Raw genomic sequence first — 21,640 nt, 5'->3', positions numbered from 1 at the left:
CGGGGGCCCGGCCCGTCATTGGTGATAGTCGGTCACGGTGGCGATCCGGCCATCCACGAAGACCAGGGGGCGGATCGATCCGCCGATCCGCACCGCATCGACCTTGGCGACGACGATGCTGTGGGTGCCGTAGGCGTGAAGCGCATCGACCGTGCAGAACAGATTGGCCTGCGCGGCCTCGAGCACCGGCATGTCCTGATCGCGCAACGTCCAGTCGCCGCTGGCGAAACGCTCCGCCGGGGTCGCACGGCCGCCGAAGACGAAGCACAGCTCGCCATGCTCCGCGCCCAGGATGTGGACGGCGACCGGGCGCCCGATCGTCAGGCTGGCATGCATGCTGGCGGCGCGGTTCACGCACATCAGCAGCGCGGGCGGATCGGCGGTGAGCGACGTGACCGCCGTCGCGCTCATGCCGATCGCGGTGCCATGCGCGTCGCGGGTGGTCAGGATGCAGACGCTGGCCACCAGCCGCCGCATCGCCTGCCGGAACAATTGGGGCAGTTCCGGTGGCGTGGCGCGAGCGGACCGCGGCGTCCGGTCTTCCGGCGGCCGGGCGCCGTCCAGGCCGATGGCGTCCGATTGAGTCATGGACCTCTCCTCGATCATCCGGGCCGTGCGGGCAGGCTGACTGTCAGGGTGTCGCCCCCGCCGGGCCGATTTATTGTTGCATAAAGTAGCCATGATGGCTTGAAATGACCAGAGTGTTTCTTCAATGTGCATGGCGCGCCGGAAATGACCGGCCATCGCCGCGGTCCTTCGGGGCAGCCTGCAAAGACAAAAAGCAGGCGTTCCGAGACCGCAACGGGAGAGGTTTCGTGCCCATGTCTCGCCATGCGCCAGATGACAGGACCGTGGCGGCGGTCGGCCGGCTCCCCTCGACACCATGGAGGATCCGCAGATGACCATCGACATTCAACGTGCAGCGCAGCTCGACCGCGAGTCGCTGTTCCACCCCTTCACCGCCCTCAACGACCTGTATCGCGACGGTCCGAACGTCATGGCATCGGGCAAGGGGCTGCATGTCACCGACATTCACGGCAACACCTATCTCGACGGGATGGCGGGGCTGTGGTGCGTCAACCTGGGCTATGGCCGCCAGGATATTGTGGACGCGATCGCCGAGCAGAGCGCCAGGCTGTCCTTTTTCCATACGTTCAACAGCATGTCGACCGATGTCGCGATCGAATGCGCCGACGCGCTGCTGAAGCGAGCGCCGGTCCCCATGTCCCGCGTGTTCTTCGGCGCCTCGGGCAGTGACGCGAACGAGACGCAGATCAAGCTGATCTGGTATTACAACAACCTGCTCGGCCGTCCGCAGAAGAAGAAGATCATCGCGCGCTGGAACGCCTATCATGGCTCGGCGGTGATGACGGCCGGGCTCACCGGCCTGCCGGGCATGCACGCGCTGTTCGACCTGCCGCTGGGGCCCATCCTGCATGTCACCGCGCCGCACCATTATCGCAAGGCGGCCGAGGGCATGACCGAACGCGAATTCTCGCGGTCGCTGGCGGTCGAACTGGAAGAACTGATCGCGCGGGAGGGCGCGGACACCATCGCGGCCTTCTTCGCCGAGCCGGTGATGGGGGCGGGCGGTCTCATCGCCACGCCGGAAGGCTATTGGGAAGAGATCACCCCGATCCTGAAGCGCCACGACATCCTGCTGGTGATGGATGAGGTGGTGTCGGGCTTCGGGCGGCTCGGCACCTATTGGGGCGCGCAGACCTATGGCCTGGAGCCGGACCTGATCACCGCGGCCAAGGGCGTGACGGGCGGCTATTTCCCGATGTCGGTCTGCTACATCTCGCCGAAATTGTGGGACGTGTTCGAAGGGAATCGCGATGCGGCCGGCCTGTTCGGCCACGGCTATACCTATTCGGCGCATCCCGTCGGCGCGGCGGCGGCGCTGGCGACGCTGCGGGCCATCGACGAGGATAGGGTCGTGGACCATGTCGCCCAGGTCGGGCCATATCTGCATGAGCGGATGCGGGCCGTTCTGGGCGACGATCCGATGGTCGGGGAGATTCGCGGACGCGGCCTGATGATCGGGATCGAGCTGGTCAAGGATCGGGCGACCAAGGAAGCCTTTCCGATGGCGCAGCGCGTCGGCCGGCAGGTGCTGAAGGCGGCGGCGGATCGTGGCCTCATCACCCGCGCGCTGGGCGATACGCTGGTGTTCGCGCCGCCGCTGGTGATCGATCGCGAATCGATCGACGCACTGGTCACGATCTTCAAGGCCGCGATCGACGCGGTGCGCGCGGACGTCGCGTGATGCGTGCCGGGGCGGATGGCACGGTGGCCCCCCCATTGCCGCTCGCCCCGGCCCGTGCCGGTCCGACGATCGGCTATGGCGCGATCGCGTCGGCGATCGCGGTCGGCATCGTCGGGGCGTTGGTGATCCTGGTAACCCCCGGCTTCCTGGCGCTGATCGCGGCGCAGGCCGGGCTGGGCGATCAGCGGCTGGGCTATATCGCGGCCTGGGACATCAACGCCATGGCGGTGGCGATGGGGGGTAGCACCTTCCTGCTGCCGTTATGGGATTGGCGTATCAGTGTCGGGATCGGCCTGGCCCTGCTGGCGATGGGCAATCTCGCCACCGCCTTCAGCCATGACTATGCCGCGATCGCCGCGGCGCGGGTGCTGGCGGGGATGGGCGAGGGGATTGCGGTCGGCTTCGCCTTCGCGGCGTTCGGCCGGGCGGCCAATCCCCACCGGACCTTCGCGGTCTATCTGGTGCTGGGCGCGTTGATCGGGGCGGGCATCCTGTTGGCGCTGCCCATGTTGCAGGCGCAGGTCGGGCCACGCCTCCTGTTCATCGCCAATGCCGGGCTGGTCGTGCTGACGATGCTGGGACTGCGCTGGTTCCCGCATGGGCGGCGGCTGGAACAGGATGCGGCCTTGAGCGGCATCGGCGGGCTCGATCGCCGACTGGCGACGCGGATGCTGATCGCCGTCTTCTTCTACTTCTTCGCGATCAGCGCGGTGTGGAGCTATAGCGAGCGGATCGGCCAGGCCAGCGGCCTGGACGCCCATCGCATCGCGCATGGTCTTTCGCTCGGCACATTCGCGGGGATGGGCGGGGCCGCTCTCGCGGGGTTACTGCCGCGGCGGCTTGGCCGGGCATGGCCGCTGGCGGTGAGCGGGGCGGTGACGATCACCAGCTATCTGTTGCTGCTGGGCAGCGTATCGGCCGGCGCCTTTGCCGTGGCGATGGCCCTGCTCCTGCTCTCCTGGAATTTCGCGCAACCATTGCTGTCGGGCATTTGTTCCGATGCGGATGCCGAGGGCCGGGTGGTCTGCGCCATGGGATCGATCCAGACCTTCGGCATGGGTTTCGGGCCAGCCGTGGTCGGCATGACCCTGCGGACGGGCAGCTATGCCCTGGCCCTGTGGGCCAGTTGCGCGATCATCGCCGGCAGCCTGCTGCTCACCATTGTCGCCATTCGATCGAAGCATCTCGACAGGAGCCTTGCATGACCGCCTTGACGTTGGCCGACCCCGATTTGCTGCGCGAAGCGGCGCTGATCGGCGGGGAATGGGTACAGGCCGATGATGGCGGGACGATCGCGGTCACCAATCCGGCGACGGGGCACGTGATCGGTCATGTCCCCGATCTGGGGCCCGCCGAAACCGAGCGGGCGATCGCGGCGGCGGCCGCCGCATTCCCGGCCTGGAGCCGGTTGACCGCCGCCGAGCGCGCGGTGCCGCTGCGTCGCCTGTTCGAATTGATGCTCGCGCATGGCGACGACCTCGCGGCGATCATGACCGCCGAACAGGGCAAGCCGCTGGCCGAGGCGCGCGGTGAAATCCGCTATGCGGCCGGGTTTGTCGAATGGTTCGCCGAAGAGGGCAAGCGCATCTATGGCGATGTGATCCCGCCCAATGCGGCGGGCCGTCGCATCCTGACCTTCAAGCAGCCTGTCGGGGTGTTCGCGGCGATCACGCCGTGGAACTTCCCCGCCGCGATGATCACCCGCAAGGTCGCCCCCGGCTGGGCCGCCGGATGCACCGGAATCGTGCGTCCGGCTTCGGCCACGCCATTCTCCGCACTGGCGCTGGGCGTGCTGGCCGAGCGGGCCGGACTGCCGGCCGGGCTGTGCAACATCATCACCGGCGCGGCAGGCCCGATGAGCAAGACGATCTGCGACAGCCCGGTGGTGCGCAAATTGTCGTTCACCGGGTCGACCGCGGTCGGCGCGACATTGCTCGCGCAGTGCGCGCCGACGATCAAGAAGACGTCCATGGAACTGGGCGGCAATGCGCCGTTCCTGGTGTTCGACGACGCCGATGTCGAGGCGGCGGTCGATGGTGCGATGATCGCCAAGTTCCGCAACGCCGGACAGACATGCGTGTGCGCCAACCGCTTTCTCGTCCAATCGGGCATTCACGATCGCTTCGTCGCGGCGCTGGCGGCGCGCGTGGCCGCGCTGCGGGTCGGAGAGGGCCGGAGCGAGGGGGTGCAGATCGGGCCGCTGATCGACGGCAACGCCGTCGCCAAGGTAGCCGCGCATGTCGGCGATGCGGTGGCACGCGGCGCGCGTGTCGTCGTGGGGGGCGGGCCGCACGGGCTGGGCCACAATTTCTTTGCGCCGACCGTGCTGGTGGACGTCCCGGCCGAGGCGCTGTGTTTCCGCGAGGAGACCTTCGGGCCACTCGCCGCGATCGTCCGGTTCGACCGCGAGGAGGAGGGGGTCGCCCTGGCCAATGCCAGCGAATTCGGGCTGGCCGCCTATTGCTATACCCGCGATGTCGGGCGCGCCTTCCGTGTCGCCGAGGCGATCGAGGCGGGGATCGTCGGTATCAACGAAGGGCTGATCTCGACCGAGGTCGCGCCGTTCGGCGGGATCAAGCAATCCGGGATGGGCCGCGAAGGATCGAAATACGGGATCGAGGACTATCTCGAGATCAAATATGTCGGGATCGGCGGCATCTAGCAAGCGAAGGGAGCCGCTGGGCGGCTCCCCCTTGGGATTACAGGAATATCGCCCTCGACAGGCCTCCATCGACCGCGATCGATTCGCCGGTGATGCCACTTCCCCGCGCGGAGGCGAGGAAGACGATCGGATCGGCGACCTCCGCCACTTCCAGCATTCGCCGGATCGCGGCAGGCGCGCCCGCCTCGCGCTCGACGACCGCGTCATAGGAAATGCCTTCCTGTCGCGCCATGTCGGCGAACCATTGCTCGATATGCTCGGTCCGCGTGACGCCGGGATGGATGATGTTGACGGTGATGCCGTCGCGGCCGAGTTCGTCGGACAAGGTCTTGGTCAGATGGACCAGCGCGGTGTTGCGCAACCCGCTCAACGCCTCGGTGCTGCGCGCGGTCAATCCGCCGACATTGACGATCCGGCCCCAGCGCGCGCGGCGCATATGCGGGACACAGGCCTTGCACATGCGGAAATAGCCGAGCAGCTTGGTATTCAGGTCGAGCAGCAGGCTGTCCTCATCGGCGTCCTCGATCGCGTTGCGCACCAGTCCGCCGGGCGCCGCGGCGCAATTCACCAGGATCTCTACCCCGCCATACAGCGCCGCCGTCTGGTCGACCACGCTGCGGACCGAGGCCATGTCGGTCGTGTCGACGGGGATCGCGCTGATATTGCCGCCCGTGTCGGCGCGCAGTTCCTCCGCCGCGGCCTCCAGCGTCGATCGGGTGCGGGCGGCGATGGTGACATTGACCCCCGCCCGCGCCAGCTTGCGCGCGGTTTCCTTGCCGATACCGACGCTGCCGCCGGTGACGATCGCGGTCCGGCCCGCGATGTTCAGGTCCAGGCTCATCCTTCTCTCTCCCTTTTTATTGTCGGGGTGCCGATCCGGGCATGGGCCTCCATGCCATGGGCAAAGCGGCTGGTGATCCGGTCGTGGCGGCCGATCTCGGTGATCCCGGTGCAACTGCCCGTCGCGACGAGTTGCCCGCGACGCAGTGCTTCGCCCCGCGTCGCCAGCCAGTTCGCAAGCCATGTCACGGCCGCCAGCGGGTTGCCGAGCACGCTGGCGCTGTTGCCGACCACCGGCGGAGCATTGTCGCGCAGCAAACACGCCTCCATCGTCGCGAAACGATCGTCCCAGCCGTGCGACAATCGCCCGCCGACCACCAGCCATTCCGCATGGCCGTTATCGGCGATCAGCGCGCCGATATCGATATCGTCGACCGCATAGCGCGACGTGCATAGCTCGATCCCGGCATACACGCCGCCGATCGCGGCCGCGACGCGCGCCTCGTCGATCGGCGCGCCGCTATGGGAGAGATCGGTGCCCATCTCCACGACCAGCTCGGCCTCGGCGAAACGCGGCTGCGCTCCGGCGGGGATGGTGGCCATGCCGTGCAGGATGTCGGCGGCGCAAAGCCGTCCGAGGATCGGTTCGGTCGTCCCCATCGATCGCTGCGCGGCCGGATTGGTCAGCCCGATCTTGTAACCCGCGACGGCGGCCTCGCGCAGACGCAGCGACTCGGACTGCACGGCATAGGCCTCATCCATCGTCAGCGCGGCGGGGGGTGGTGGAATCGTCTGATTCGTCGCGCGCGCCTCGGCGATCGCGCGGGCCAGTTCGGACAGCGGGGATGGTGGAAAAGCCATGGCGCGACCATGCATTCATTGTATCGAATACGCAACAGCGGATGATATAAATTGCATATTGTTTCTAAAGTCGACATAACGTAGACCATGGGAAACGACGGGCGGAAACGACGCTCGTAAAGCCTGGGAGAGCAGCATGACGACGCTATCGGCACGGGACACGGCGACTCGACTCGAGGGCGAATTGGCCAGGGCGCCGCGCAAGCTGTTGATCGAGGGCAAGTTCGTCGCTGCGCAGTCCGGCCGCACCTTCGCGACGATCAACCCGGCAACCGGCGAGGAACTGGCCCAGGTCGCCCATGGCGCGGCCGCGGACATCGATCTGGCGGTGGCCGCCGCGCGCCGCGCGCTGGACAATCCGGCGTGGCGCGACATGAGCGCCAATGATCGCTCGCTGCTGCTCTATCGCCTCGCCGATCTGATCGAGCGCGACGCACAGGAACTGGCCGTTCTCGAATGTCTCGACAATGGCAAGCCCGCGACCCAGACGCGGCTGGTCGAGATCGAGGGATCGATCAAGACCTTCCGTTATTTCGCGGGCTGGCCGACCAAGTTCGGGGGCGAGACGCTGCCCGTCTCCCCGCGCGGCGGCCTGCGCATTCTGAACTACACGACGCGGGAGCCGGTCGGCGTCGCCGGGCTGATCGTGCCGTGGAATTATCCGATGTCGATGGCGGCGTGGAAGATCGCCCCGGCGGTTGCGGCGGGATGCGCGGTCGTGCTGAAGCCCGCCGAACAGACTCCGCTGACCGCGCTTCGCCTGGGCGAACTGGCGCTGGAGGCGGGCTTTCCCGCCGGTGTCATCAACGTCGTCACCGGCTTTGGCGATGCGGGCGCGGCGCTGGTCGCGCATCCCGGCGTCGACAAGATCGCCTTCACCGGGTCGACCGAGGTGGGAAAGGCGATCGTCCGGGCCGCCGCGGGCAACCTGAAGAAAGTGTCGCTGGAGCTGGGCGGCAAGTCGCCACAGATCGTGCTGGCCGATGCCGATATCGCGGCGGCGGCGGCGGCGATCGCGGCCGGCATCTTCTTCAACCAGGGGCAGACCTGCACGGCCGGATCGCGCCTCTATGCACATCATTCGATTCACGACGAATTGCTGGAGGCGGTCGCGGGACACGCGGCGCAGCTCAAGATCGGCAATGGTCTCGATCCCGAGACCAGCTTCGGCCCGCTGGTCTCGCAGGAGCAATGGGATCGGGTGAGCGACTATGTGCGGATCGGCACCGAGGAGGGCGCGCGGGTGCATATCGGCGGCGCACGCCCGGCGGGTTTCGACCAGGGATTCTTCTTCCAGCCCACGATCCTGGCCGATGCGACGCGCGACATGCGCGTGGTGCGCGAGGAGATATTCGGCCCCGTGCTGGGCGCCCTGTCCTGGAGCGATCCCGAGGACCTGGTCGCGCAGGCCAATGACTCCGTCTTCGGCTTGTCGGCGGGCATCTGGACCAAGGACATCAAGAGCGCGCACCGCATCGCCGCCGCCGTGAAGGCGGGCACGGTGTGGATCAACTGCTTCAACCTCCTCGATCCCTCGACGCCGTTCGGCGGCTTCAAGCAATCGGGCTGGGGTCGCGAACATGGGCGGCAGGCGATGGAACTCTACAGCGAGACGAAGAGCGTCTGGGTCAATCTGAGCTGACCCGCATGGCGCACGATCACGAACGACAGGATGGAGAGATGGACATGGCGACGGAAAAGACCCTGCTGGTATCCACCGATGGCCAGGCCGTGATGCGCAGCCATGACGAGGGCAAGACGTGGCATCGGATCGGCATCAACCAGGATCTGGAATATGATGACCGGGTCCGCTGCCTGCTGGCCGATCCGCGCGATCCCGAATGGGTGTTCGCGGGGGCCGAGCGTGGCCTGTTCCACAGCGAGGATTGCGGCGTCACCTGGACGCGCATCGATGGCGCGCTGAACGACATGGCGGTGTGGAAGCTGGCCATCGCGCCGAGCGACCCCAACATCATGTATGCCGGGACCGGATCGCCCACGCCGTCGATTTTCCACCGTTCGACCGATGGCGGGCGGACATGGGAGCGGACTTCGCTGGAAATGCCCGCGAAATGCGCCGGGGTCAGCCGCCCGCGCATGCTGGCGCTGGCCGTCGATCCCGACAATGCCCGCGATGTCTGGGCCGGGGTCGAGGAAGGCGGCCTGTTCCATTCGACCGATGGCGGCGACCATTGGGAGCGGCTCGACACGCATTGGCCGCAGGAGCGCGGCAATTCCGACATCCACAATATCATCGTCCTGCCGGGCACACCCAAGGTGGTGTTGGCGCTGGTCGTCAACGCGCTGTATCGTTCGGAGGATGGCGGTCGCACCTGGTCGCGGGCCGGCGCGCAGGACAGCTGGGGCATGCGCTATTCCCGCTTCCTGTTGAAGAAGGCGAACAGCGACGAATTGTTCCTGGGCATAGGCGATGGCACGCCGGGGACGATCGGCGCGTTGCTGCGCTCGACCGACAAGGGCGCGTCCTTCCAGCCGATCGACCTGCCGGTGCGCCCCAATTCCTGCCTGTGGGCGGCGGGCGGCCATGCCGCGGACCCCGACTTCCTGTTGATCGGCACCAAGTTCGGGGATCTCTTCTCCAGCCGGGATGGCGGTCGGACATGGGAGAAGGAATGGCGGGAGTTCAACGAGATCACCGACATCACCTGGCTGCCCAGGGTGCCCGCCGATCAGGGGAGCGTCCATGTCCACGCCTAAGATCAAGCGCATCGCGCATGTCGTTCTCTATGTCCGCGATCCCGAAGCCTCGGCGCGCTGGTACAAGGACATATTGGGAATGGAAGTCAGTTCGCGGGTCGGTGACGGGCCGTACAAGGGCGGGTTGTTCATGACCTTTGGTCATCACGACCATGACATTGCGCTGTTCCCCGGTGTTCCCGACACGCCCAAGGGCAAGGAGATCGAGCATATCGCGCTCGAACTCGATGGCGACAAGGAATTGCAGGAACTGCGCCGCGTCTATGCCACCTTCCTCGACAAGGGGGTGAAGATCGCCGAGGTCCTCGACCACGGCATCGCCCATGGCCTGTATTTCTACGACCCGGACGGCCACATGCTCGAAATCTTCGCGCCGACCGCCGACCCTGGCGAAGCGACGATCGCCGAGTTCCGCGCGGGTGAAGGCAAGGCCGATCCCGTGGCGCTCACACCGCTGAGAGGCTGAGGCCACCACTCGCCCGCGCCTTGCGCGGCCCGTTTCATCATCGCCGACGTGCCGCGCGAAGCCCAGGCGCGTCGGGTATCAGGAGCCTGATCCATGTCCGCAAAACCCGCGAATTTCAATGGCCTGCACATCCGCAAATGGTATGTCTTCGAGGAAGAGACGCTCGCGGTCGAGAGCGGTCCGCTCGCCGATGGGGAGCCGTTGCGCAAGATCGTCGTCGCCGCGGCGATCGCCAATCCGCATGCGGGCGGCTTTACCGAAGATTTCTCGGCGGTGATCGCGGAGTCGGCCGCGCTGGGCGAAGAGTTCGGGCGGCGGTTGGTCGGGGCGCTCGCCGGGCGGCCCGCCGCCAGCTATGGCAAGGCGGCGATCGTCGGCGTCAACGGCGAATATGAACATGGCAACGCCTTCCTGACCACCGAGTTCGCCAATCCGATCCGCAAGGCGCTCGGCGGGGCGGAGTCCTGGGTGCCCTCGACCGGCAAGGCGGGCGGTCCCGGCACCGCGATCGACATTCCGCTGGCGCACAAGGACGCGCTCTATGTCCGCTCGCATTATGACACGGTCTCGGTCAGCTTCGGCGATGCGCCGTTGCCCAATGAGGTGGTGATCGCCATGGCGGTGGCAACGCGCGGGCGGCTATATTCGCGCCTCGGCGGGCTGACCGCCGAGGCGGCGATCGGCGAGGACGGGTTACGGTGATCGATACCGCCATCGCGCCGGACCAGGCCCCCGCCGCGCCCGAGCGGCTGGCGGGGGAGCGTGAAAGCTTCGTCCTATCGGGCGGCCTGAGGCTGCGGGTGCGCGAATGGGGAAACCCGGCTGGCCCGCCGATCGTGCTGCTCCACGGACTGCGCGGCTTTTCGGGGACGTGGCGACGGCTTGCCGCCGCGTTGCCCGACTATCGGCTGGTCGCGATCGACCAGCGCGGGCGGGGCGAGAGCGACTGGGACCCGAGGCGGGATTATTATACCGACGCCTATCTCGCCGATCTGGAGACTGTGGTCGATGCGCTGGCGCTGACGCGCTTCGTGCTGATCGGGCATTCGATGGGCGGTGCGACGGCCTATGTCTATGCCGCGCGCCATCCCGAACGGCTGAGCGCCTTGATCGTCGAGGATATTGCACCCGGATCCTCGGTGCGTGGCGAAGGCGCGGCCCGGATCCGCGCGGAGATGGCGGCGTTGCCGCCCGACTTCGCGACATGGGCCGAGGCGCGCGATTATTGGCGGCGGACCCGACCCAGCATCGATGAGGCGGGGCTGGAACAACGGCTCGCCGAAAGCCTGTGCGAGCGTGGCGGCCGGATCGGGTGGCGCTACGACGCCGCCGGGATCAGCGAGACGCGGTTGAACCCCGATCCGGCAAGGGTGATCGATCTCTGGCCGGTGGTGGATGCGATCACCGTCCCGACCCTGGTCATTCGCGGCGCGAAGTCCGATTTCTGCGCGCTGGAGGCGGTGAACGAGATGCACCAGCGCAACCCCCGGATCGCCGCCGTGACGGTCATGGACGCCAGCCATTACGTCCATGACGACCAGCCGGTCATGTTCGAGCGGATCATACGGGAATTTCTGAGCCGTGCCGCAAAATAGGAGAGACGAGGTGAACGAGACCCGCAACGGTGCCCAGGCCTTGCTGGAAGCGGCGCAGGCCGCCGGTGCGGAGATTTGCTTCGCCAATCCCGGCACGACCGAGTTGACCCTGGTCCATGCCCTTCAGCACGTGCCCGCCATTCGTCCGGTCCTGGGGCTGTTCGAGGGCGTGTGCACGGGGGCGGCGGATGGCTATGCGCGGATTTCCGGGCGTGTCGCGCTGACGCTGCTGCATCTCGGACCCGGCTTTGCGAACGGCATCGCCAATCTGCACAATGCGCGTCGCGCGCATTCGTCGATCGTCAATATCATCGGCGATCACGCGACCTGGCATCTGCCCTATGATGCGCCGCTGACGTCCGATATCGAATCGCTGGCCGGCCCGGTGTCGGCGGCGGTCGTGCGCATGGCGTCGCTGGAGGCGATCGACGCCGATGTCGCGCGGGCGTTCGACGTCGCGCTTGCGGCGCCGGCGGCCGTCGCGACGGTGATCGCGCCGACCGACATCATGGATGCGCCCGCCCCCGTTCCCGTCCCCGTTTCCGCCTCCCGCCCCGGCGCCATGGCCCGGCGCGGGGCGGCCCGGGTCGCGGACGCCAGGATCGACGAAGCGGTCGCGGTGATGCAGGGCAGGGGCGACGTCATCCTGCTGCTCGGCGGCGACGCGCTGACCGAACGGGGCCTGCGCGCGGCGGCGCGGATCGCGGCGGCGACCCGCGTGCGGCTCGTGATGGAGCCCTATCCGGCGGTCGTCTCGCTGGGGGGCGATCTGCCGCGGATCGAGCGTCAGGCCTATTTCCCGGACGACGTGCTGCGCCAGTTCGCCGACGCGCGGGTCGTGCTGGCCGGCGCGCGCGCGCCGATCAGCTATTTTGGCTATGAGGGACAGCCAAGCGAACTGGTCGCGCCCGACCGGCTGACCGTGATGGGCGCGGCGGGCGACGACAATGTCGCGGCGCTGGAGGCGGTGGCGGGCCGGATCGGCGCGGCCCCGGTCTCCCCGCCGCGGATCGCCGACGTGCCCGTCCAGCCCGGCGAGCGGCTGACGCCCGAGGCGATCGTCGAGGAACTGGTGGCGCAACTGCCCCACGATGCGATCATTTCGCTGGAGGGTTCGACCCTGGGCGGTCCATGGTTGCGCACGGCTCATCGCGCGGCGCGACACCGGGTGATGACCAATACGGGCGGTGCGATCGGGCAGGGGCTTCCCTGTGCCGTCGGGGCCGCCCTCGCGGCGCCGGAGGCGCGGATCATCGCGCTGCAATCGGACGGCAGCGGCCATTATACGCTGCAGGCGCTGTGGACGATGGCGCGCGAGCGTCTGCCGGTGACGATCATCATTGCCGCCAACCACCGCTATGGCATTCTGCAAACCGAATTGACCCGGGCCGATGTGCCGCTGGACCAGTCGGCGGTCGAGCGGCTGACGCGGCTCGACCATCCAAGGGCCGACTGGACCGCGCTGGCGGCGGGCTATGGTGTCGCCGCGATCCGGGTCGACACGCCGGAGGCCTTTGCCGATGCGTTGCGGCGCGGCCTGGCCGAACAGGGGCCGCTGCTCATTCAGGCCGAATTGCCATGACCGCGTCGCGCGTCGCGGTGGTCACGGGGGGCAGCGGCGATATCGGGCGTGCGATCGCCACCGCGCTTGCCTTTCGGATGACCGTCGTCATCACCGCGCGTCATGCAGGTCCGCTGGAGCGGGCGGCGCGGGCGATCGGCGCGGCCACCGGGCGCCCGGTCCATGTCTGTCCGTCCGACGCTTTGGAGCAGCGATCCGTCGATACGCTGGTGGCCGACACCATCGCGCGGTTCGGCCGCATCGACGTGCTGGCGAACTGCGCGGCGAGCACGTCGAGCCTCGCCGGCGGGGTCGAGGCGCTGGACGTCGATGCGCTGATGGCGGACATGAATACGAAGGTCGGCGGCTATCTCCGCTATATCCGCGCGGTCGTCCCGGTCATGAAGCGGCAGAAGGCCGGGCAGATCGTCAATATCGGCGGGCTGACCGGCCGCGCGACCGAGACGCTCAGTGGGATGCGCAACGTCGCGGTGAGCCATTTGACCAAAGTGCTTTCCGATCAACTCGGCCCCGACGGCATCACCGTCAACGCCGTCCACCCCGGAATCGTCGCGACCCCGCATCTGGACGATGTCTTTCAGGAGCGGGCCAGGACGCGCGACACCGATGTCGCGACGGTCGCGGCCGAGTTCGTCGCCGACATCCCGATGCGCCGCTTCCTGTCGGTCGACGAGATCGCGGAGGTCGTCGCCATTCTCGCCACACCCTCGATGACCGGGATCACCGGCCAGTCCATCACGGTCGATGCGGGCTATTCGCGCGGTGTGTATCTCTAGCGGTGTGTATCTCTGGGAGCGAATGATGATCGACGAGCAGCCCGACCGGCCCGACCGTTATCCGCTGGCGTTGCGGATCCTGCACTGGCTTCGGGCGGTGCTGGTCCTCGGCATGATCTGGGCGGGGTGGACCATGACGCGGATGGCCGACGCGGTTCCGGCCAAGTTCGAGCGTTTCTATCCGCTGCACAAATCCTTTGGATTGCTGGTATTGATGGTGGTGCTGGTGCAGATCGCGATCCGCCTGGGCAGTCGCCTGCCAAAGCCGCAAGCCGCCTTGCCACGCCATGAAGCCCTGCTGTCCAAGGCGGTGCATCACGCCATGTATGGCCTGCTCGTCCTGGTCCCGCTGATGGGCTATGCCATGTCCACCACCTTCACGCAGAGCGATGGCGTGACGTTCTTCGGCATCCCGGTGCCCGAAATCCTGCCGAAGGACGACCGCTGGTTCGAGATGTTCCAGTGGCTGCACCGCGTGCTCGCCTATACGCTGCTCGGCTTGATCGTCCTGCATGTCGGAGGCGCGCTGAAACATCGTTTCCTCGACCGCGACCGGCGCGCGGATGTCCTGCCGCGCATGTGGTGACACCGCCCGGCGTCCGTCAGGCGAGCCGGTTGGCGACCGGAGACCATCCTGAGGCGGCCGGTGGCGGCCCCGCGATGATGATTGCATTCCGAACGCCGAGGTGACTATTGCGGCAACGACATGTTTCCGCCGCTCTTCGGGCGGTTGATACGTGTGGGCAACAATTGCACGGGCGTTCGATGGAAGACAAAGTCGATATTGGCAACACGATCGCGATGATGTCGTTCGCGGCGGTCGTTGGCAATGGCAGCTTTTCGGCGGCGGCGAAGGCTTTGGGTTATTCCAAGGCGGCGGTCAGCCGGCAGATCGCGAAGCTGGAGGCCAATGTCGGGCTGAAGCTGCTCGACCGCACGACGCGAACGGTCAGCCTGACCCCGGCGGGGCGCGAAATGTATCAGCGTTGCGCGCGGATCATCGACGAGGTGAACGAGGCCAACCAGGCGATGGCGGGCATGTTGTCGCGGCCGCGCGGCGACCTGAAGGTCAATGCGCCGGTGGTCGCGTCGCTGTTCAACATCACCCGGAAGATACCCGACTTCCTTCAGAAATATCCAGACGTCCGCCTGTTCATGAACCTGTCGGACAGCAAGACGGACCTGTTGAAGGGCAGCTTCGACGTCGCCTTCTGGGTGGGTGAGCCCTATGACCTCATTCTCGATACCGTCAAATTGTGCGACTATGAAATGGTCCTGGCCGCGTCGAAGGACTATCTCGACCAGCATGGCCGCCCGTCCACTCCCGCGGACCTGAAGGACCATCTCTGCATCCTGGAGACGCATTTGTCGCGGATCGGCGAATGGCGCCTGTCCTCCGACGTGGTGATCTCGGTCAATCGCGGGCCGCTGACATCGAACAGCGTGCGTCTGACGCGCGAGGCGATGCTGCGCGGCATGGGCATCGGCTATATGCCGCGCTTCCTGCTGGAAGAGGATATCGCCAGCGGCCGGATCGAGGCGGTGCTGCCGCATGTGGTGACCCAGCGCCTGCCGCTCTATCTGCTGTTCTCGCGCGGCAGCTATGCCCTGTCGAAGGTCCGTGCGTTCGTCGATTATCTGGCGGCCGAAATGGGCGAGGGCAACGCCGCGGTCGAGGGCGGCGCCATCCAGTTGGCCAGCGCGATCTGAAACCGGACATGGGCGTGGCACCGGGGCCTGGGACACAGGGCCTGAAACAGGGGTGGACCAGGGCAGGGCGTTCAGACCCCACCCCCGTCCCGCGCTCCATCCCTGCCTTTCAGATGTCGGCGCAGTCCGCATCGAAGCCGAAATACATCGCGCCCAGATTGCGGCCATAAGGATAGGGATTGTTCGCCACATGCGCGCGCGCGCAGTGGATGTCGAGAAAGGCCCGCTGGATCGGGTTGCCGCGATAAATGGCCTTGCCGCCGCTGAACGTCATCAGCTTGTCGATCTCGGCGACGCAGCGGCTGACCGTCGCGGTGGTGGAAAAGCCCAGTTCGGCGCGACGCAGCATCGGCCATTCGCCGCTGGCGGCGCGCGCGCCGAGTTCGGCGACGTCGCGGTCGAGGACCAGCGTCATTTCGTCGAGCGTGCGTTCCACCTCCGCGACCACGTGCTGGATCGTCGTGTCGCGGGCCAGTCGCTCGCCGGTATAGGTGGCGCGCTTCTCCCGCATGGCCCCGACGAACGTCGTCGCCGCGCGCCGAAGCGCGCCAAGCGAGGTCGTGGAGACCGTACGGTTGAAGATCTGGGCGAAGGGCATCCGGTACAGGCTGCCGCGATTGACCGCGTGCCCCGGACATTCCAGCGCGAACATGTCGTCCTCGCGGATCGTGCGATAGTCGGGCACGAACGCGTCATCGACCACCACGTCATTGCTGCCGGTCGCCCGCAGCCCCATGACGTCCCAAACATCGACCAACGCGTAATCGGACCGGGGAACCAGGAAGTTGCGCGGTTCGCGCGGGGCATCGGGCCCGGCGCCGGGCACCACCGCGCCCAGGATGACCCAGTCGCAATGCGCCGAGCCACTGGAAAAGGCCCAGCGCCCGCTCAGGCGATAGCCGCCTTCGACCGGCGTGACCTTGCCCACGGGCATATAGGATGAACTGATCCGCACATCGGAATTCTCGCCCCAGACGTCCTGCGCGGCGCGATCGTCGAACAGCGCCAGTTGCCAGTTATGGACGGCGATGACGCCATAGACCCAGGCGCTGCTCATGCAGCCTTCCGCCAGCGTCCTGGCCACGTCGCAATACACGCTCAGCGGCAGCTCATAGCCGCCATGGCGTTTGGGCTGGAGAATGCGGAAAAAGCCGGCATCGGCAAAGTCCTGGATCGTCTCGACCGGCACCTGGCGCGCGGCATCCGCCGCCGCCTCCCGCTCCTGCAGGACGGGGACCAGCCGTCGGGCGCGTTCGACCAGGGTGGCGGAGACGTCTTTGGGCGGATAGGGCTTCAGGTGGTCGACAACGCTGCTCATGCTACTCTCCTGATCGACGGTGTTTTTTCACCGCCTGTATTGGCTGGGTCACGGTATCGGCCGGCCTTCGCGGGCGCGCTGTCGGGCGCCCTCTTCCGCCGCGGCGGCCTCGGCCGCCCGCACGCTGGGGCGGGCGCCGATCCGGGCCAGATAGGCCATGAGATGCGGCCAGCCCGCCGTGTCGATGCCGTGCACCGCCGTCCACATCGCGATGGTGTAGCAATGCGCGTCGGCGATGCTGAAATCCGCGCCGGTCAGATAGGTCCGGTCTGCGAGCTGGTCGTCCAGCCAGGCCAGCTTCGATGCCACATAGCCGGCCGCGATCGCGCGATATTCGGGTGGGGTCGTCTGCTTGAAAAGCGGCATGAAGCCGCCCTTGTGCAAATCGGCGGCGATGAAGCTCATCCACTCCAGGACGCGATAGCGCGCCATCGTTCCCGGCGGGGGAAGGATGGGATGCCCCGGATGCTGGTCGGCCAGCCATTGCGAGATGACCATGCCCTCGCTCAGCCGGTTGCCGTCGGGCAGCAGCAGCAGGGGCACCGTGCCCTTGGAATTGACCCGGTGATAATCGGAACCGTCGCTCAGCGTCTTGCGGCGCATATCGACCCATTCGATCGCAAGGGCCTCGCCCAGCTCCCGCGCGACGATGTCGACCGCCAGCGAGCATCCTCTGACTTCATGATACAGCTTCACCGGGCATCGCCTTGTGATCGGGGGAGGCATGGGATGCGATCGGGAGCGGGGTCCGATCTGATCGAAGCGTATCAGGCCCGGTCCGTTTCGGACTGGCAAGTAGGTTACGGTTGCGAACGGTAACGTGGGCGTATCGCGCCTATCGCGCCCGGGGTCGGACCGGCATCGGGCGGCGGCGCGTTCGGGGCCGATGCCGGTGTCAAAGGCGGCGTGGAGCGGTCAGAGCAGGCAGTCATTGTGCCGGTCGAGGACCCGGCGGGAATAATAGTCGAACGCGGCGCTGTGCCGTTTCGGCTTGGAAATCCAGTCATGGGCTTCCCGTGCCAGCGCCTCGGGGATCGGCTTGATCGTCCCGGCGGCCATGGCGAGCAACTGCATCCTGGCGGCGCGCTCGATCAGCATGGCGAGAACGCACGCCTCCTCGATGCTGGCGCCCGCGATCAGTTGACCATGATGCGACAGCAGAATGGCCTTCTTGTCGCCGATCGCCCCGGCGATGATCGCTCCCTCCTCGTTGCCGACCGGGACGCCCGGCCATTTTTCGAGGAATGCGACATCGCCATAGAGCGGGCAGAGGTCCATGTGGCTGATCTCGAGCGGCACCTCTAGGGTGGAGAGCGCCGCCACGTGCAGCGGGTGGGTGTGGATGATGCAGGTCACGTCCGGCCGCGCGCGATATAGCCAGCTGTGGAAACGATTGGCCGGATTGGCCATGCCCGGCCCGTCGAGAACGTTCAGATCCTCATCGACGAGCAGCAGGTTCGTCGCGCTGATCTCGTCGAAGCCGAGGCCGAGCCGCTGGGTGAAATAGGTGCCGGGTTGCTCGGCGCGACATGTGATCTGCCCGGCCAGACCGGAATCATGGCCGCCCTCGAACAGGATTCGGCAGGTGAGTGCCAGCTTCTGGCGGTCGGTCCAGCGCGCCGCGGTGATGGCGGTCTGCATCCGGGTTTCGGCGAGCCGGACAAGCTCGGTCTTGGAGGCGGTCATCGTGCTCATGGTCGGAACTCCTGAATGAACGGACAATCGGGCGGTTCGGCGTTGCGCGCGACCGCGCCGGCCTCGCCCGGGCAGGGGCGAGGCCGGGCCCTGTCACTGCGTCGCCAGCAAATGGCGAAGGGTCTCCAGACGCTCACCGGCCAGCGGGCGCAGCGGGCGACGCGGGTCGCCGGCCTCCAGGCCCTGGAGCCGAAGACCCGCCTTGACGGTGGTCGGCAGACCGCCCTGGACGATGAAGCGGAGTACGGGGAGGAGCGTGTAGAAGAGCGCGCGCGCCTGCTCCATCTCACCGGCATCGATATGCGCGACCAGTCTGGCGGGCTGCGATCCGAGCAGATTGGGCGCTGCGGTGCACCATCCCTGCGCGCCGGCCGCGAGCGCTTCGAGCGCCAGATGGTTCGCGCCGTTGTAGAAGGGGATGGTCCCGTCCGACAGTTCGTGGATGGCGTGCATGCGATGGATGTCGCCGCTGCTTTCCTTGATGAGGTCGATGCCGGGGATCTCACGGACCATCCGCACCAGGAGCGCGGGCGGCATGTCGACGCCGCTGGTCGCCGGATTGTTGTAGACCATGATCGGCAGGTCGGTCGCGGCGGCGACCGCTTCGAAATGGGCGAAGATCTCGGTCTCGTCCAGTTTCCAGTAGGAGACGGGAATGACCATCAGGCGGTCGGCACCCGCTCGCTCGGCGAACCGCGCCTTGGCGACCGCGGCGGCGGTGGTCAACTCGCCGATCCCGACGATCAGCGGCACCTTGCCGCCCACCGCTTCGACGCCCAGTTCGACGCCACGCTGCCATTCCGCCTCGCGCAGATAGGCGCTTTCCCCGGCACTGCCCAGGATGGCGATCGCGGCGGGGTCCGTCGCCAGCAGGGCGTCGAGGACGCGGCGGAATGCCGCCTCGTCGATCCCCGCATCGTCCGCCAGGAATGGGGTTACGGGATAGGCGATGATGCCGCGAATGGGCGTGTGCTGCATAGGAACCTCCATGGACTGACGGCCGGGGAAAGCCTCACCGTCCTTGGGAGCCACTATCCTTCTGCCTGCGTAATAAGGCCAATATCTTGATCCTCTAATGATAATAAGATAGGCTTATCATCATGGAGTTGCGGACCTTGCGCTATCTGGTCGCCGTCGCGGACAGGCTCAGCTTCACCGCCGCCGCGCGCGACCTGAACGTGTCGCAGCCCGCGCTGTCGCAGCAGATCAAGCAGCTCGAAGCCGATCTCGGCATGCAGCTCTTCGCGCGAACGCCGCACCGCGTGGTGGTGACGCAAGGCGGCCGGCTTGTCGTCGATCATGCGCGCCGGATCCTGGACGGTGCGGGCCGTCTGCATGAGGCGGTCGCCGCCTTTCGCGGCCTGGAGCGCGGCAGGTTGCGCCTGGCGGTCACGCAGAGTTTCAACGCGCTCCATGTGACGGCCGTGCTCTCGGCTTTTGTCCGCCAATATCCCGCGATCGACGTCACGGTGCTGGAATGGGCGAACGGCGCGATCATCGCGGGCGTGGCGGAGGGGGCGCTCGATCTCGGCGTGGCATTCGGCCCGGTCGAAGCGTCGGTCGCGGCGCAGCAACTCTATCAGGATCGGCTGATGCTCGCCTGTTCGCGGGCTCATCCCTTTGCGTCTCGGGAGACGATCCCGCTCGGCGCACTGGCGGGCGAGGCGCTCGCCCTGCTGACCGCTGATTACGGCACCCGGCGCGCGCTGGACCGGTTTTTCGAGATGCATGCCTTCACGCCGCAACGGATCATCGAACTCGATACGTTCGGCTCCATCCTGAAGATGGTGGAGACGGGACTGTGCGTTTCGGTGATGCCGGCATCCCCGCGCGAGGCGGGGGCTGCACCGGACGGGGTCCTGTTCCGCCCGCTCGACCCGGCCCCGCCGGTGCGCAGCATCCAGCTCCTTCAGCAACCCACAGCGGCGCGATCCCCGGCGGCGATGGCCTTCGCCGCGCTGCTGCAGGCCCGGTTCGGCCGTGCCCTTGGCGACGGTGACGCCTTCGCGCCAGAGCTTGCGCGACCCGTATAAGCCAGAACCCGCCTCCCCGCGCTGGGGCTTATCGCCCATCGTCGGACGGTCGGCCGGTCCGCCCGGGCAATCCGAGCGGACCGGCCCGGATCAGGCGGCGATCGCCGGGGCCGTCGCCTGGGGCTTGATCGCGCGGCTCTCGGTACCGTCGATCCCGCGCGGCACGTCACCCGCGATGGTGGCGCGGCGCAGGTGGCGGCGTTGTATCCCGAAATCGGCGACCGCGCGGTGTTGCGTCGCCCGGTTGTCCCAGATCGCCACGTCACCGGCCTGCCAATGCCAGCGAACGACGTTTTCCGGCTTGGTGATATGATCTTGCAGGATCGCGAATAGCCGCTGCGAATCCGCGACATTCAGATCGACGAAGCGCTTGACGAAATGCCCGAGCAGCAACGATCGTTCGCCAGTTTCGGGATGGACGCGCACCACCGGATGCTCGGTTTCGTAGATCGTCGAGGTGAACACCTTGCGATGCTCCTCCAGCACCTCCGCCGAGCGGCCAAGCACCGCGGCATAGTCATAGTCGTTGCTATGGATCGCCTTGAGCCCGTCGACGAGGGTGCGCAGCGGTGCCGGTAATTCCTCATAGGCGGTCACGCCATTGGCCCAGACGGTGTCGCCGCCCGCCTCCGGCACGATCAGCGCGCGCAGGATCGACGCCTTGGGATAGGCCGGGACGAAGGTGACGTCAGTATGCCAGCTCGATGCGGCATGGCCTTCCCTGGAATTGAGTTCGAGCAGGTAGCGTGAGCCCTCCGCCACCGGCACCGTGGGATGCGCGATCGGCTTGCCAAGCAGCGCGGCAAAGGCCTCATGCTCGGCGTCGCTCAAATGCTGGGCGCGGAAGAAGATCACCTTGTGCCGGTTCAGCGCCGCCTCGATGGCGGCGATCGTCACCGCGTCGAGATCGCCGCCCAGCCGGATGCCCCGGATTTCGGCACCGATGCGGCCGGCAATCGGACGAATGTCGAGCGGGCTTTCGGCGTCGGTGGCATTGACGAACTGGTGTATAAGAGCAGTCATGAGCGGTCTCCTTCTTCGTCGTTGAGGGCAACTGTGATGCTCATGCGAGAGCGATAGGCTGTCGCTTTCGGATCATGGCGTTGAGGATGACGAGGAGTTGCCGTGCGACGGCGATGAGGATCGTCTTGGGCGCCTTGCCCTTGGCGCGCATC

21 protein-coding genes are annotated in these 21,640 nt (G+C 67.0%); 13 read left to right on the top strand and 8 right to left on the bottom strand.

The genetic code is table 11. The annotated features are described in order from the left end of the window. Positions 1-15: 15 nt before the first annotated feature. Positions 16-588: a flavin reductase family protein gene (locus RN629_RS14895; RefSeq protein WP_407035931.1), complete on the bottom strand. Its 573-nt coding sequence runs from the start codon at positions 586-588 to the stop codon at positions 16-18. A gap of 310 nt (positions 589-898) precedes the next feature. On the opposite strand from RN629_RS14895, the gene RN629_RS14890 reads away from it, so the two are divergent. From RN629_RS14890 to RN629_RS14880, 3 genes are read left to right on the top strand one after another with little or no spacing between them, the layout of a single operon-like run. Further along, positions 899-2,269: an aminotransferase gene (locus RN629_RS14890; RefSeq protein ID WP_407035930.1), complete on the top strand. Its 1,371-nt coding sequence runs from the start codon at positions 899-901 to the stop codon at positions 2,267-2,269. Between the two features lie 23 nt (positions 2,270-2,292). Beyond that, positions 2,293-3,474 (top strand): MFS transporter, encoded by a 1,182-nt coding sequence (locus RN629_RS14885; protein ID WP_407035929.1) that lies wholly within the window; start codon positions 2,293-2,295, stop codon positions 3,472-3,474. Next, a complete protein-coding gene (locus RN629_RS14880) occupies positions 3,471-4,931 on the top strand; it encodes an NAD-dependent succinate-semialdehyde dehydrogenase (protein ID WP_407035928.1) in 1,461 nt (486 codons plus the stop codon). Before RN629_RS14885 ends, RN629_RS14880 begins: the two co-directional genes overlap by 4 nt. Before the next feature lie 37 nt (positions 4,932-4,968). Here the strand turns inward: RN629_RS14880 and RN629_RS14875 are convergent, their stop codons facing one another. Then, positions 4,969-5,772 (bottom strand): SDR family NAD(P)-dependent oxidoreductase, encoded by an 804-nt coding sequence (locus RN629_RS14875; protein WP_407035927.1) that lies wholly within the window; start codon positions 5,770-5,772, stop codon positions 4,969-4,971. After that, complete coding sequence (locus RN629_RS14870) at positions 5,769-6,572, bottom strand: 2-keto-4-pentenoate hydratase (RefSeq protein ID WP_407035926.1); 804 nt, start codon at positions 6,570-6,572, stop codon at positions 5,769-5,771. Before RN629_RS14870 ends, RN629_RS14875 begins: the two co-directional genes overlap by 4 nt. 136 nt (positions 6,573-6,708) lie before the next feature. Here RN629_RS14870 and RN629_RS14865 point away from each other — a divergent pair, with 136 nt between their 5' ends. The 9 genes from RN629_RS14865 (at position 6,709) to RN629_RS14825 (ending at position 15,419) form a co-directional block, all read left to right on the top strand. Then, positions 6,709-8,214 (top strand): aldehyde dehydrogenase family protein, encoded by a 1,506-nt coding sequence (locus tag RN629_RS14865; protein WP_407035925.1) that lies wholly within the window; start codon positions 6,709-6,711, stop codon positions 8,212-8,214. Between the two features lie 44 nt (positions 8,215-8,258). Continuing rightward, positions 8,259-9,290, top strand: coding sequence for a WD40/YVTN/BNR-like repeat-containing protein (locus tag RN629_RS14860; protein WP_407035924.1), 1,032 nt, complete (start codon positions 8,259-8,261; stop codon positions 9,288-9,290). Further along, positions 9,277-9,756, top strand: a complete 480-nt coding sequence (locus RN629_RS14855) for a VOC family protein (RefSeq protein WP_407035923.1) — start codon at positions 9,277-9,279, stop codon at positions 9,754-9,756. The genes RN629_RS14860 and RN629_RS14855 overlap by 14 nt, the downstream gene beginning before the upstream one ends. A 93-nt stretch (positions 9,757-9,849) precedes the next feature. Further along, the gene (locus RN629_RS14850; protein ID WP_407035922.1) at positions 9,850-10,458 is read left to right on the top strand and encodes an amino acid synthesis family protein; all 609 of its coding nucleotides are present in this window, start codon (positions 9,850-9,852) and stop codon (positions 10,456-10,458) included. Beyond that, positions 10,455-11,351 (top strand): alpha/beta fold hydrolase, encoded by an 897-nt coding sequence (locus RN629_RS14845; RefSeq protein ID WP_407035921.1) that lies wholly within the window; start codon positions 10,455-10,457, stop codon positions 11,349-11,351. The genes RN629_RS14850 and RN629_RS14845 overlap by 4 nt, the downstream gene beginning before the upstream one ends. Positions 11,352-11,361: 10 nt before the next feature. Beyond that, positions 11,362-12,933, top strand: a complete 1,572-nt coding sequence (locus RN629_RS14840; protein ID WP_407035920.1) for an acetolactate synthase large subunit — start codon at positions 11,362-11,364, stop codon at positions 12,931-12,933. Continuing rightward, positions 12,930-13,709, top strand: a complete 780-nt coding sequence (locus RN629_RS14835; RefSeq protein ID WP_407035919.1) for an SDR family NAD(P)-dependent oxidoreductase — start codon at positions 12,930-12,932, stop codon at positions 13,707-13,709. The genes RN629_RS14840 and RN629_RS14835 overlap by 4 nt, the downstream gene beginning before the upstream one ends. 25 nt (positions 13,710-13,734) lie before the next feature. Then, on the top strand, positions 13,735-14,295 hold the full coding sequence (locus RN629_RS14830) for a cytochrome b (protein WP_407035918.1): 561 nt from the start codon (positions 13,735-13,737) through the stop codon (positions 14,293-14,295). A 179-nt stretch (positions 14,296-14,474) separates the two neighbouring features. Continuing rightward, positions 14,475-15,419 (top strand): LysR family transcriptional regulator, encoded by a 945-nt coding sequence (locus RN629_RS14825; protein ID WP_407035917.1) that lies wholly within the window; start codon positions 14,475-14,477, stop codon positions 15,417-15,419. A 109-nt stretch (positions 15,420-15,528) separates the two neighbouring features. Here RN629_RS14825 and RN629_RS14820 read toward each other — a convergent pair whose 3' ends face one another. The 4 genes from RN629_RS14820 to RN629_RS14805 form a co-directional block, all read right to left on the bottom strand. Continuing rightward, entirely contained in the window at positions 15,529-16,737 is a 1,209-nt protein-coding gene (locus tag RN629_RS14820) for an acyl-CoA dehydrogenase family protein (RefSeq protein WP_407035916.1), read from the bottom strand. Positions 16,738-16,785: 48 nt separating this feature from the next. Next, positions 16,786-17,433 (bottom strand): glutathione binding-like protein, encoded by a 648-nt coding sequence (locus RN629_RS14815; protein WP_407035915.1) that lies wholly within the window; start codon positions 17,431-17,433, stop codon positions 16,786-16,788. Positions 17,434-17,652: 219 nt separating this feature from the next. Continuing rightward, complete coding sequence (locus tag RN629_RS14810) at positions 17,653-18,432, bottom strand: aldolase (protein WP_407035914.1); 780 nt, start codon at positions 18,430-18,432, stop codon at positions 17,653-17,655. Between the two features lie 93 nt (positions 18,433-18,525). Beyond that, positions 18,526-19,410, bottom strand: coding sequence for a dihydrodipicolinate synthase family protein (locus RN629_RS14805; RefSeq protein WP_407035913.1), 885 nt, complete (start codon positions 19,408-19,410; stop codon positions 18,526-18,528). Positions 19,411-19,532: 122 nt separating this feature from the next. On the opposite strand from RN629_RS14805, the gene RN629_RS14800 reads away from it, so the two are divergent. Continuing rightward, positions 19,533-20,465, top strand: a complete 933-nt coding sequence (locus tag RN629_RS14800) for a LysR substrate-binding domain-containing protein (protein WP_407035912.1) — start codon at positions 19,533-19,535, stop codon at positions 20,463-20,465. A 90-nt stretch (positions 20,466-20,555) separates the two neighbouring features. On the opposite strand, the gene RN629_RS14795 is transcribed toward RN629_RS14800, so the two are convergent. Beyond that, positions 20,556-21,488: a TauD/TfdA dioxygenase family protein gene (locus RN629_RS14795; RefSeq protein WP_407035911.1), complete on the bottom strand. Its 933-nt coding sequence runs from the start codon at positions 21,486-21,488 to the stop codon at positions 20,556-20,558. Positions 21,489-21,640: the final 152 nt, after the last annotated feature.

The sequence above is a fragment of the Facivitalis istanbulensis genome (assembly GCF_040560405.1).
GTDB lineage: Bacteria > Pseudomonadota > Alphaproteobacteria > Sphingomonadales > Sphingomonadaceae > Sphingomonas > Sphingomonas istanbulensis.
The sequence above is the reverse complement of the archived record's forward strand: the minus strand, read 5'-3'. Positions and strand labels throughout refer to the sequence as shown.